2 protein-coding genes are annotated in these 14,341 nt (G+C 73.8%); both read left to right on the plus strand.

Going from position 1 to position 14,341, the window contains the following annotated elements:
• Positions 1-27 precede the first annotated feature (27 nt).
• Positions 28-7,590: an amino acid adenylation domain-containing protein gene (locus AB0I15_RS65575; RefSeq protein WP_358120580.1), complete on the plus strand. Its 7,563-nt coding sequence runs from the start codon at positions 28-30 to the stop codon at positions 7,588-7,590.
• A partial coding sequence (locus tag AB0I15_RS65580) for an amino acid adenylation domain-containing protein (RefSeq protein ID WP_358120583.1) occupies positions 7,590-14,341 on the plus strand: 6,752 nt, incomplete at its 3' end. The genes AB0I15_RS65575 and AB0I15_RS65580, both read left to right, overlap by 1 nt.

Below are 14,341 nucleotides of genomic sequence, written 5' to 3' on the forward strand. Positions count from 1 at the left end.
GGGGCGCTGGCGAACTATGTGGCTTCGGTGCCGGGCCGGCTCGGGATGTCCGGTGGCCGGTATGCGCTGGTGCAGGGTCAGGCGACCGACCTTGGCAACACGGTGGTGTTCGCCAGCCTGACCACGGGCGGGCAACTGCACATCGTGGGTGAGGAGGCGGCCACCGACCCGGCGGCGCTGAGCGCGCTGCTGGCCCAGCGGCGCATCGACTTCGTCAAGATGGTCCCCTCACACCTGGCCGCCCTGGGCGCGTCCGCCAAACTGCTGCCCGGCAGGTCGCTGGTGCTGGGCGGGGAGGCCGCCGCTCCGGGCTGGATCGACGAGCTGCTGGCGGTGGCCGGGCAGCGCGGCTGTGCGGTGTTCAACCACTACGGCCCCACCGAGACCACGATCGGTGTGGCGACCACCCGCCTGCGTGGGGGACAGGTCCCGGTGGGGTCGCCGGTGGCCAATACGGGCTTGTATGTGCTGGATGAGTGGCTGCGGCCGGTTCCGGCGGGTGTCACCGGGGAGTTGTACATCGCCGGGGCGCAGCTCGCGCGGGGTTATCTCGGGCGTGCCGGGTTGACGGCGGAGCGGTTCGTGGCCTGCCCCTTCGGCGGCGGGCGCATGTACCGCACGGGTGACCGGGCCCGCTGGACCGGCGACGGCCAGGTGGTCTTCGCCGGCCGGGTGGACGACCAGGTCAAGATCCGCGGCTTCCGGGTGGAACCCGGCGAGGTCAGCTCCGTGCTGGCGACCTGTCCGGGCGTGGAACAGGTCGCCGTGGTGGCTCGTGAAGAGATGCCCGGGGATGTGCGACTGGTCGCCTACCTGGTGGCCGGCGACGCCGAAAGCACGACGGAGTTGCCCTCCATCGCGCGCCGGTTCGCGGGTGAGCGGTTGCCCGAGCACATGGTCCCCTCCGCCTGGGTGGTGCTGGACGCGCTGCCACTGACCGGCAACGGCAAGCTGGATCGCCATGCTCTGCCCGCCCCCGATCTCGCCGCTGCGGCCGGTGCCGGACGTGGCCCGTCCAATGCGCGGGAGGAGGCGCTCTGCGCGGCGTTCGCCGAGGTGCTGGGGGTGCCGGCGGTCGGGGTCGACGACGACTTCTTCGACCTCGGCGGCCACTCCCTGCTCGCCGTCCGCCTGGTCAGCCGCATCCGCGCCCTACTCGGTGTCGAGATCGAGATCCGCGCCGTGTTCGAGACGCCGACGGTGGCCGGGCTGGCGGCCGGGCTGGGCGACGCGGGCGCCGCCCGGCTCCCGCTGACGGCGGTTGCGGAGCGGCCGGAGCGGGTGCCGTTGTCGTACGCGCAGCGGCGCCTGTGGTTCATCGGCCAGCTCGAAGGGCCGAGCACCACCTACCACGTGCCGATCGTGCTGCGGCTTTCGGGCGACATGGACTCTGCGGCGCTCGGCGCGGCGTTGCGGGACGTGATCGAGCGGCACGAGGTGCTGCGGACGGTCTTCCCGGTCGCCGACGGTCAGCCCTACCAGCGGGTGCTGGGGGTGGACGAGCTGCGGTGGCGGATGCCGGTGGCCGAGGTGGCCCCGGCGGAGCTGGATGCGGCGGTGGCCGAGGCGGTGGCATGCGCGTTCGACCTGACCGTTGACGTGCCGATCCGGGCGTGGTTGTTCGAGGCGGGGCCGGGCGAGCGGGTGCTGGTGGTGGTGTTGCACCACATCGCGAGTGACGGGTGGTCGCGGGCGCCGCTGGCTCGGGACGTCTCCATGGCTTATGCCGCTCGTTGTGCGGGCCGGGTGCCGGAGTGGGTGCCGCTGCCGGTTCAGTACGCCGACTACGCGCTGTGGCAACGCGAGCTGCTGGGTGACGACCAGGATCCCGGGAGTGTGATCGCGGGTCAGGTGGCGTACTGGCGGGAGGCGCTGGACGGGGTTCCGGAGGAGTTGGAGCTGCCCTTCGATCGGCCGCGTCCGGCGGTGGCCTCGCATCGCGGGCACAGTGTGCCGGTCGAGATCCCGGCCGGTCTGCACGCGCGCCTGGCGGAGGTGGCGCGGGCCGAGGGGGTCACCACGTTCATGGTGGTCCAGGCCGCGTTGGCGGTGCTGTTGTCGCGGCTGGGTGCGGGCAACGATGTGCCCATCGGCACGGCGAACGCCGGGCGTACCGACGAGGCCCTGGACGAGTTGGTCGGGTTCTTCATCAACACGCTGGTGCTGCGTACCGACCTGTCGGGTGATCCGACGTTCCGGGAGTTGCTGGCCCGGGTCCGGGAGACGAGCCTGCGGGCGCTCGCCCACCAGGACGTGCCGTTCGAGAAGCTCGTCGAAGAGCTCGCCCCCAGCCGGTCGCGCGCCCGCCATCCCCTCTTCCAGGTGCAGCTCGACCTGCAGAACATCGCCGAGGCCGTGCTGGAGCTGCCCGGGGTGCGGGCGGGCGGCGTCGCGGCCGGGACGTCCGTGGCCAAGTTCGACCTGGAAGTACGCCTCGGCGAGGTCTTCGACCCCCAAGGGACGCCCGCCGGAGTACGCGGCTCCGTGATCGGGGCGGCCGACCTGTTCGACCCCGCCTCGGTCGGCCGGATCGCGACGCGCCTCGCCCGCGTGCTGGAACTCCTCGTCACGGACCCGCGCACCCGGATCGAAGCCGTCGACGTGCTGGGCGAGGATGAGCGGCGCCGGGTGCTGGAGGAGTGGAACGCCACGGCGGTCGAGGTGGCCGGCATGCCGGTGGTGGAGCTGTTCGAGGCGCAGGCGGCCCGGACACCTGACGCGGTGGCGGTGCGGTCGGACGGCCGCCGGGTGTCGTTCGCGGAGGTGGATGAGCGGGCGAACCGGCTGGCCCAGGTGCTGGTGAGTGAGGGGGTCGGCGTCGAGTCGGTGGTGGGGGTGTGCCTGGATCGCGGGGTCGATCTGGTGGTGGCGTTGCTGGCGGTCTGGAAGGCCGGGGCGGGGTACGTTCCGATCGATCCTGGGCAGCCGGTGGAGCGGATGGCGTTCATGCTGGCCGACAGCCGGGCCGTCCTGACGATCACCAACGGGGAGATCGCCGAGGAACTGCCGGCAGGCCGGGCACGGGTGCTGGTCCTCGATGACGCGTTCACGAAACTGCGCCTGACGGCCGCGCCCGCCGTGCGGCCGGACCGCGTGATGACCGGCGAGCAGGTGGCCTACGTCATTTACACCTCGGGCTCGACGGGACGGCCGAAGGGCGTGGTGGTGACGCAGGCCGGGCTGGCGAATTACGTGGAGTGGGCGTCCGGGGCGTATGAGGTGGGCGAAGGGGCGCCGTTGCATTCGTCGGTGGCCTTCGACCTGACGGTGACGAGTCTGTGGGTGCCGTTGGTGTCGGGGGCGGCCGTGGTGAGCGTGGAGGGCGGCCCCGACGAGCTGGCCGGGGCCTTGTCCGGTGGGCTGGGCCTGGTGAAGGTGGTCCCGGCGCATCTGAGCCTGCTCGCCGAGGTGATGCCGCACGACGCCGGGCGCACCTGGGTCGTGGGCGGCGAGACGCTGCCGGGCGCCTTGGTGCGCTCCTGGCTGGCGCGATCGCCCGAGTCCGTGGTGGTGAACGAGTACGGGCCTACGGAGACGGTGGTCGGCTGCTGCGTGTACGAGATGCGGGCCGACACCGAGGTCGGGGAGTCGGTGCCCATCGGGCGGCCGATCGCCAACTGCCGCCTGTACGTGCTCGACCACCGGCTGCGCCCGGTTCCGCCCGGCGTGGCGGGTGAGCTGTACATCGCCGGCGCGCAGGTGGCCCGGGGATACGCGGGCCGGGCCGACCTGACGGCCGAACGCTTCGTGGCCTGCCCCCACGAGCCCGGCGCCCGGATGTACCGCACCGGAGACCGCGTCTGCTGGTCGGCCGACGGGCAACTCATGTTCCTGGGCCGCGTCGACGACCAGGTGAAGATCCGCGGCTTCCGGATCGAGCCGGGCGAGGTGCGGGCCGTGGTGGCGGCGCATCCGCTGGTGTCCCAGGCGGCCGTGATCGCCCGCGACGACACCCACCTGGTGGCCTATGTCGTGGGCACGGACGTGCGGCCCGACCTGGTACGGAGCTACGCCGCCGACCGGTTGCCCGACTACATGGTCCCGTCGGCGGTGGTCGTGCTCGACGCGCTGCCGCTGACCGTGAACGGCAAACTGGACCGCGACGCCCTCCCGGCCCCCGAACACATCGCGGGCGCGGGCCGGGCGCCCGCCACCGCGCGGGAAGAGCTTCTCTGCCAGGCGTTCGCCGACGTGCTGGGACTGCCCGGCGTCAGCGTGGAGGACGACTTCTTCGCGCTCGGCGGCCACTCCCTGCTGGCGGTACGGCTGATCAGCCGGGTCCGGGCACTGCTGGGCGTGGAGCCGGCGCTGTCGATGCTGTTCGAGGCGCCGACGGTCGCCGCGCTGGCGGCCCGGCTGGACGACGCGGGCACGGCCCGGATCCCGCTGACGCCGGTGGAGCGGCCGGAGCGGGTGCCGCTGTCGTTCGCGCAGCGGCGCCTGTGGTTCATCGGCCAGCTCGAAGGGCCGAGCGCCACCTACAACATCCCGATCGTGCTGCGGCTCGGCGGCGACGTGGACGTCCAGGCGCTCGGCCTGGCACTGCGGGACGTCATCGGCCGGCACGAGGTGCTGCGCACGACGTTCCCCGCCACGGACGGCGAGCCCCGCCAGCACGTCGTGCCGCTCGACGGGCTCTCCTGGGAGCTCCAGGTGGCCGAGGTCACGCCGGCCGAGCTGGAGGCGGCGGTCGCCCAGGAGGCCCGGCACGCCTTCGACCTCACCACCGAGGCACCGATCCGGGCGTCGCTGTTCGAGGCGGGGCCGGGCGAGCGGGTGCTGGTGGTGGTGCTGCACCACATCGCCAGCGACGGCTGGTCACGGGAGCCGTTGGCCAGGGACGTCTCCAGGGCCTACGCCGCTCGTTGTGCGGGCCGGGCGCCGGAGTGGGTGCCGCTCCCCGTGCAGTACGCCGACTACGCGCTGTGGCAACGCGAGCTGCTGGGCGACGACCAGGATCCCGGGAGTGTGATCGCGGGTCAGGTGGCGTACTGGCGGGAGGCGCTGGCCGGGGTTCCGGAGGAGTTGGAGCTGCCCTTCGACCGGCCGCGTCCGGCGGTGGCCTCGCATCAGGGGCACAGCGCACCGATCGAGATCCCGGTCCGCCTCCACGCACGTCTCGTCGAGGTGGCGCGGGCCGAGGGAGTGACCACGTTCATGGTGGTCCAGGCCGCGCTGGCGGTGCTGCTGTCGCGGCTGGGTGCGGGCAACGACGTCCCCATCGGCACGGCCAACGCCGGGCGTACCGACGAGGCCCTGGACGAGTTGGTCGGGTTCTTCATCAACACGCTGGTGCTGCGTACCGACCTGTCGGGCGATCCGACGTTTCAGGAGTTGCTCGCCCGGGTCCGGGAGACGAGCCTGCGCGCCCTCGCCCACCAGGACGTGCCGTTCGAGAAGCTCGTCGAGGAGCTCGCCCCGAGCCGGTCGCGCGCCCGCCATCCCCTCTTCCAGGTGATGCTGACGCTGCAGAACACCGCCGAGGCCACGCTGGAGCTGCCCGGCGTGCAGACCGGGGAGCTGTCCGCCGGTGTGCCCGCCGCCAAGTTCGACCTCGACCTGCGGCTCACCGAGACGTCCGGCCCCGACGGCACGCCCGCCGGAGTACGTGGTTCGCTGATCGGCGCCGCCGACCTGTTCGACCCCGGCTCCGTCACCCGGATCGCGGCCCGCCTCACCCGGCTCCTCGACCTCCTCCTCACCGACCCCCAGGCCCGGCTCGACTCGGTCGAACTGCTCGACGCCGAAGAGCGCCGCCGCCTGCTCACCGGCTGGAACGCCGCCCCGGTCCAGGCCGAGCCCGCCACGCTGCCGGAGCTGTTCGAGGCCCAGGCCGCGCGCACCCCGGACGCGACCGCCCTCGTGGCCGGCGGCGTCACCGTGACGTACGCGGAGCTCGACGCCCGCGCGAACCGGCTGGCCCGGCTGCTGATCGGGCGGGGCGTCGGCCCGGAGTCGGTGGTCGGCGTCTGCCTGGAACGCGGGATCGACCTCGTGGCGGCGGCGCTCGGCGTGCTCAAGGCCGGCGGCGCGTACCTGCCGCTGGACCCGGCGTACCCGGCGGAGCGGATCGCGTACTCGCTGGCCGACGCACAGGCCCGGTACGTCCTCAGCTCGGCGGAGCTACGCGACCGCCTGCCGGAGGGCGTGCCGTGGCTGCCCGTGGACGATCCCGCCGGGTCACCGGAGCCGGTGGCCGGGCAGCGGCAGGCGCCCGCGCCGGAACACCCCGCGTACGTGATCTACACCTCCGGCTCGACCGGCCGCCCGAAGGGAGTGGCGGTCACCCACGCCAACGTCACCGGCCTGTTCGCGCAGACGCGCGGGCTGGTGGGATTCGGGCTTGACGACGTGTGGAGCTGGTTCCACTCCTTCGCGTTCGACTTCTCGGTGTGGGAGCTGTGGGGCGCGCTGCTGCACGGCGGGCGCGTCGTGGTGGTGCCGTACGAGGTGTCCCGGTCGCCGGAGAAGTTCCTCAACCTCCTGGAACGCGAACGCGTCACCCTGCTCAGCCAGACCCCGTCGGCGTTCTACCAGCTCATGGCCGTCGAGGAACACCGCCCCGAGGCGGTCGCCGCGGTCCGCGCGGTCGTGTTCGGCGGTGAGGCGCTGGACCCGGCCCGGCTGACCGGCTGGTGGGAGCGCCACGGCGGCGACGGCCCGCGCCTGGTGAACATGTACGGCATCACCGAGACGACCGTGCACGTCACCTTCCACGAGCTGCGCCCCCACGGCGACGCGCCGGGCAGCGTGATCGGCCGCGGCATCCCCGGCCTCAGCGTGTACGTGCTCGACGAACGGCTGCGCCCGGTGCCCGCCGGAACCCCCGGCGAGGTGTACGTGGCCGGCGGCCAGCTCGCCCGCGGCTACCTGGGCCAACCGGCGCTGACCGCGCAGCGGTTCGTGGCCTGCCCCTTCGGCGGCGCCGGTGCGCGGATGTACCGGACGGGCGACCGGGCGCGGTGGAACGCCGACGGCCGGCTGGTGTTCGCCGGGCGCGCCGACGACCAGGTCAAGATCCGCGGGTTCCGGATCGAGCCGGGCGAGGTGCGGGCGGTGCTCGCGGCCTGCCCGCAGGTCGAGCAGGCCGCCGTGATCGCCCGCGAGGACACCCCCGGCGACGTCCGCCTGGTGGCCTATGTCGTGGGCGCCGACGCGCACCCCGACCCGGTGCGGCGCTTCGCGGCCGAGCGGCTGCCCGCCCACATGGTGCCGTCGGCGGTGGTCGTGCTCGACGCGTTGCCGCTGACGGTGAACGGCAAGCTCGACCGCAAGGCACTGCCCGCCCCCCAGCACGCGGCGGGCGAGGGCCGCGCCCCGGCCGACGCCAGGGAGGAGCTCCTGTGCGAGGCGTTCGCGCAGGTCCTCGGGCTGGAACGGATCGGGGTGGACGACGACTTCTTCGCGCTCGGCGGCCACTCGCTGCTCGCCGTGCGGCTGATGAGCCGGATCAGGACCGTCCTCGGCGTCGAGGCCGACCTGGCGGCCCTGTTCGACGCGCCCACCCCGGCGGGGCTCGCCCGGCGGCTGGGCGACGAACGATCCTCCAGGCCGGCGTTGCGGCCCCAGCGCATCCAGAAGGAGTCCTGATGATCCCGTTGTCGTTCGCGCAGCGCCGGTTGTGGTTCATCGGGCAGTTGGAGGGGCCGAGCGCGACGTACAACATCCCGGTCGTCCGGACGCTGCCCGGACGGGTCGACCGGGACGCGCTCGACGCCGCGCTCCGGGACGTCATCGGGCGGCACGAGGTGCTGCGCACGGTGGTCGAGACCGTGGACGGGGAGCCGTACCAGCGCGTCGTCCCGCTCGGCGAGCTGGCGTGGGAGCTGTCGGTCGCCGACGTGACGCCCGAGGAACTGGACGGCGCGGTGGCCGCGGCCGGCGCGCACCCGTTCGACCTGGCCCGCGAGATCCCGATCCGGGCCTGGCTGTTCCGCGTGGGCGACGACCGGCAGGTGCTCACCGTGGTGCTGCACCACATCGCGGGCGACGCCTGGTCGATGGGGCCGCTGACCCGGGACGTCTCCGTGGCGTACGCGGCCCGCGGCGAGGGCCGGAGCCCGGACTGGGAGCCGCTCCCGGTCCAGTACGCCGACTACACCATGTGGCAGCGCAAACTGCTCGGCGACGAGGACGACCCGGACAGCGTCATGTCCCGCCAGCTCGCCCACTGGCGCACGGCGTTGACCGGCGCGCCCGAGGAGCTGGCGCTGCCGTTCGACCGGCCCCGCCCGCCGGTGGCCTCCTACCGGGGGCTGAGCGAGCGGCTGGAGATCCCGGCCGACGTGCACGCGCGGCTGGTGGACGTGGCGCGGGCCCAGGGCGTGACCGTCTTCATGGTGGCGCAGGCCGCGCTCGCCGTGCTGCTGGCGCGGATGGGCGCGGGCACCGACCTGCCGATCGGCACGGACGTCGCCGGGCGCACCGACGAGGCCCTCGACGACCTGGTCGGCTTCTTCGTCAACACCCTGGTCCTGCGGACGGACCTGTCAGGGGACCCCGCGTTCACCGACGTGCTGGCCCGGGTCAGGACGACGGACGTGGCCGCGTTCAAGCACCAGGACGTGCCGTTCGAGAAGGTCGTCGAGGAGCTGGCGCCCGCCCGCTCGCTGGCGCGGCACCCGCTGTTCCAGGTGATGCTGACCCTGCAGAACGCCGCCAGGACCGTCATGGACGGGCCCGCCGCCCCTCAGGACGGCGCGCCCGGGGCCTTGGGGGCGAAGTTCGACCTCGAGGTGTCGTTCGGCGAGATGTTCGACGCCGCCGGCGCCCCGGCCGGGATGCGCGGCGTCATCACCGCCGCCGCCGACGTGTTCGACCGCGGCACCGTCACGGCTCTGGCCGGCCGGCTCACGCGGGTGCTGGACCAGGTGACCGCCGACCCCGGCGTCCGCCTGAGCGCGGTGGACGTGCTCGACCCCGAGGAACGCCGGCGCGTGCTGGTGGAGTGGAGCAAGGTCGCCTCGGCGACGGTCCCGGTCCCCGACGACATGCGGCCCCTGGCCACACGGGCGTACGTGCTGGACGAGTTCCTCACCCCCGCCCCCGTCGGCGTGGTCGGCGACCTGTACGTGGCCGCGGCCGGACTGAGCCCGGAGCAGTTCGTGGCCAACCCGTTCACGTCCGACGGCACCCTGCTGTACCGCACAGGCCACCGGGCGCGGTGGACGACCGGCTGCGAGCTCGTCATCGTCCCCGCGCCCGGCACGGACCGGCCCCGGGAACGCGCGGCCGACCGCCGGCTCGTCGCCTACGTGGTGCCCGCGCCCGGAGCCGTCGTCGACGCGGCGGAGCTGAAGGCGTTCGTCCGCACGCACCTGCCCGAGTCGATGGTCCCCGTGGCGGTGGTGACCCTCGACGAGCTCCCGCTGACGCCGAACGGCAAGGTCGACACCAGGAACCTGCCGATCCCCGACCTCACCGCCCTGGCCGCCACCGGGCGCGGACCGGACGGCCCCCGCGAGGAGCTGCTGTGCGCGGCGTTCGCCGAGGTCCTCGGCCTGGAACGGGTCGGCGCCGACGACGACTTCTTCGCGCTCGGCGGGCACTCGCTGCTGGCCCTCCGCCTGGCGGAACGACTGCGCGCCCAGGGCCTGGACGTGCCCGTACGCGCCCTCTTCGAGACCCCGACCCCGGCCGGCCTGGCCACGACCACGGGCGTGGAGCGGGCGGCGGTGCCGGAGAACCTGATCCCCGCCGGGGCGACGGAGCTCACCCCGGAGCTGTTGCCGCTGGTGGACCTGACCCCCGAGGAACTGGACCGGATCGTGGCGACCGTCGAGGGCGGCGCGGCGAACATCGCCGACGTCTACCCCCTCGCCCCGCTCCAGGAAGGGCTCCTGTTCCACCACCTCCTCGCCGAAGGCGGGCAGGACGCGTACGTGATGCCGACCGTGCTGGAGTTCGACTCCCGCGAGCGGCTCGACGCCTTCGTGGCCGCGCTGCGGCAGGTGATCGACCGCCACGACATCTACCGCACGTCGATCGTGTGGGAAGGGCTGCGCGAGCCGGTGCAGGTCGTCTGGCGCCACGCCGTCCTCCCGGTCGAGGAGGTGACGCTGCCCGAGCACGGCGACGACCTGGCCGAACGCCTGATCGCGCACGCCGGCCAGACCATGAACCTAGGCCGCGCCCCCATGATCAGCGTGCACACGACGGCCGCGCCCGGCGGCCGATGGGTGGCCCTGGCCAGGGTGCACCACATGGTGCAGGACCACATGGCGCTGGAGGTGCTGCTCGCCGAGGTCCTGGCGTTCCTGTCCGGCCGTGGCGGCGAGCTCGCGGACCCGCGGCCGTTCCGCGACTTCGTGGCCCAGGCCCGCGACGCCGCCGACCGCGCCGGGCACGAGCGCCACTTCGCCGAGCTGCTCGGCGACGTCACCGAGCCGACCACGCCGTTCGGGCTGGTCGACGCGCGCGGCGACGGAAGCGACGTCGTACGCCGGGCCGTGGCGTTCCCCGACGAGGCGCAACGGCGGCTGCGCGCGGTCGCCAGGCGGCTGGGGGTCAGCGCCGCGACGCTCCTGCACGTGGCGTGGGCCCGGGTGGTCGCCGCGCTCTCCGGCCGTGACGACGTGGTGTTCGGGACCGTGCTGTTCGGTCGGATGCACGCGGGCACCGGCTCCGGCCAGGTGCCCGGCCCGTACATCAACACCCTGCCCGTACGCGTGCGCACCCACGAGCTGACCGTGCTCGAGGCCGTATCGGAACTGCGCGGACAGCTCGCCCGGCTCCTGGAGCACGAGCACGCCCCCCTCGCCCTCGCCCAGCAGGCCAGCGGCGTGCCCGCGGACACCCCGCTGTTCACCTCCTTCCTCAACTACCGGCACAACACCGGCCGGGGGGAGGGCGGAGGGCAGATCGACGGCATCCGGCTGCTGCTCGCCCGCGAGCGCACCAACTACCCCCTCGGCGTCGCCGTCGAGGACGACGGCGACGGGCTCGCGCTGACCGTGGACGCGGTCGCCCCCATCGACCCGGAGGCCGTGGGCAGGTTGGCGCGCACCGCCGCCGAGAACCTGACCGCCGCGCTGGAAGACGCCCTGAACGGCGGCCCCGACCTGCCGCTCGACACCGTCGAGGCACTCGACGGGGCCGAGCTGAGCCGGGTCCTGCGCGAATGGAACGACACGGCGGCCGACGTGCCGGACGTGACGCTGCCGGAGCTGTTCGAGGCCCAGGCGGCTCGCACACCCGATGCGGTCGCGGTGACCTCGGGCGGCCTGGAGCTGACCTACGCCGAGCTGGACGCCCGCGCGGACCGGCTGGCACACACGCTGCGCGGGCGCGGCGTCGGCCCGGAGTCGGTGGTCGCGGTGGCGATGGAACGGGACGCCGAACTGGTCGTCGCCCTGCTCGCCGTGCTCAAGGCCGGAGGCGCGTACCTGCCGATCGACCCCGAGTACCCGGCCGAGCGGATCGCCTCCATGCTGGCCGACGCGGCACCGGTCGTCATCCTCACCTCACCCGGCACCGCCCCGGCCCTGCCGCCCACCCCCGCCGACACCCTCGTCCTGGACGGCGCGCCCGCCCCGGCGACCGCCGTCCTGGACGGCGCATCCCGTCCGGCCACGCCGCCCCACCGTGGCAGCGCGCCGTCGCCCGGCCACCCGGCCTACGTCATCTACACCTCGGGCTCGACGGGCCGCCCCAAAGGCGTCGTCATCACCCACCGGGCGCTGGCCGGCCACCTGCGGGCCGCCGCCGGACGGGTGCCGCTCGGCGCGGACGATCGCCTGGTCGCGGTGACCACGGTGTCCTTCGACATCGCGGCACTGGAGTTGTTCCTGCCGCTCGTACGTGGTGCCCGCGTGGTCCTCGCCCCCAGGGAGACCGTACGCGAGCCGGCCGCCCTGCTGGACCTCGTGCGCAACAGCGGCGCCACGGCCGTGCAGGCGGTGCCGTCTCTGTGGCGGGCCCTGCTCGACACCGGCGACTGGCCCGGCGGCGTGCGGATGCTCGTCGGCGGCGAAGCGCTGCCCGAGGAGCTGGCCGCGCGCATCAGGACCCTGGGGGCGCGGGCCGACAACATGTACGGCCCCACCGAGGCCACCATCTGGGCCACGTCGGCGCGGGTCGGCGACGGGCCCGTGACGATCGGGCGGCCGTTCGCGAACACGCGCGCCTACGTCCTGGACCGGGCGCTGCGGCCCGTGGCGGCCGGGGTCGCCGGCGAGCTGTACCTGGCGGGCGCCCAGCTCGCCCGCGGCTACCTGCGCCGGCCCGGCCTGACGGCCGAACGCTTCGTGGCCGCCCCGCACGGCCCGACCGGCGAGCGGATGTACCGGACCGGCGACCTGGCGCGGTGGCGGGCCGACGGCACGCTGGAATGTCTGGGGCGTACCGACGACCAGGTCAAGGTCCGCGGGTTCCGCATCGAGCTGGGCGAGATCGAGGCCGTCCTCGACCGCCACGACCAGGTGGCGCGGGCGTCGGTGGCCGTGCACGAGGACCCGGCCGGCGGCCCGCGCCTGGTCGGGTACGTCGTACCGGCGGCCGGCCACGAGCCGGACGGCGCGGAGCTCCGCGAGCACGTGGCCCGGCACCTACCGGGATACATGGTGCCGTCCACGGTGATGCTGCTCGACGCGCTCCCGCTGACGGCCAACGGGAAGGTCGACCGCAAGGCGTTGCCGGCTCCGGACTACGTGGGCGGGGAAGGCCGCCGAGCCCCGGCCACCCTCCACGAGGAGCTGCTGTGCGGAGCGTTCGCCCAGGTCCTGGGGCTGCCCGGGGTCGGGGTGGACGACGACTTCTTCGCGCTGGGCGGGCATTCACTGCTGGCGGTGCGGCTGATCAGCCGCGTGCGCACGGTGCTGGGCGTCGAGGTGCCGCTGCGGCTGCTGTTCGAGACGCCCACGCCGGCCGGGCTGGCGAGCCGCCTGGGAAGTGCCGGGACGGCGCGGCGGGCCCTGCGGGCGGCGGAACGGCGGCCTGAGCGGGTGCCGTTGTCGTTCGCGCAGCGGCGGGTGTGGTTCCTCGGGCAGTTGGAGGGGCCCAGCGCCACGTACGACATCCCGGTCGTGCTGCGGCTCGGGGGCGAGGTGGACGCCGAGGCCCTGGGCCTGGCGCTGCGGGACGTGATCGAGCGGCACGAGGTGCTGCGGACGGTGTTCCCCGAAGTGGACGGGGAGCCGTACCAGCGGGTGGTGCCTTTCGAGGAGCTGCGCTGGGAGCTGACCGTGGGGGAGGTCGCTGACGCCGACCTGCCGGGGGCGGTACGCGAGGCGGCTCGGTATGCGTTCGATCTGTCGGCCGAGGTGCCGGTGCGGGCGTGGTTGTTGTCGGTGTCGGGGGATGAGCACGTTCTGGTGGTGGTCGTTCATCACATCGCGGGTGATGGGTGGTCGTTGGGGCCGTTGGCGCGGGATGTGTCGGTGGCTTATGCGGCTCGGTGTGGGGGTTCGGCTCCGGGGTGGGAGCCGCTTGCTGTGCAGTATGCGGATTATGCGTTGTGGCAGCGGGAGTTGCTGGGGGATGAGCGGGATCCGGAGAGTGTGATCTCGGGGCAGCTTGGTTTTTGGCGCGGGGTGCTGGCGGGTGCGCCGGAGGAGCTGGAGCTGCCTTTCGACCGGCCGCGTCCGGCGGTGGCCTCGTATCGGGGGCACACGGTTGCGGTGGAGGTGCCGGCCGGGGTGCACGCGCGGGTGGTGGAGATCGCGCGGGCCGAAGGTGTGACCACGTTCATGGTGGTGCAGGCGGCGTTGGCGGTGTTGTTGTCGCGGTTGGGGGCGGGGGTCGACATTCCGATCGGGTCGGCCAGCGCCGGGCGTACGGATGAGGCGCTGGAGGAGCTGGTCGGGTTCTTCGTCAACACGCTGGTGTTGCGGGCCGACCTGTCGGGGGATCCGACGTTCCGTGAGCTGCTGGGGAGAGTGCGGGAGTCGAGTCTGGCGGCGTTCGACCATCAGGACGTGCCGTTCGAGCGGCTGGTGGAGGAGCTGGCCCCGTCGCGGTCGATGGCCCGGCATCCGCTGTTCCAGGTGATGCTGACCCTGCAGAACACGGGTGGGGCCGTGGTGGAGCTGCCCGGGGTGCGGGCGGCGGGGCTGCCGGTGGAGGCGGCGGCCAAGTTCGACCTGGAGCTGGGGCTGGCGGAGGCGTTCGATTCCGCCGGGGGTGCCGGTGGGCTGCGCGGGTCGTTGGTGGCCGCAGCGGACCTGTTCGATCGGGAGTCGGTCGAGGTTCTGGTCTCTCGGCTGGTGCGGGTGCTGGAGCTGGTGAGTGCCGAGCCGCAGGTGCGGTTGAGCGGGGTGGAGCTTCTCGGCGCCGAGGAGCGGCGTTTGGTGGTGGAGGAGTGGAACGACACGGCGGGTGAGGTGTCGTCGGAGTCGTTGGTGGG

This window comes from Nonomuraea sp. NPDC050643 (genome assembly GCF_040654715.1).
Lineage (GTDB): Bacteria > Actinomycetota > Actinomycetes > Streptosporangiales > Streptosporangiaceae > Nonomuraea.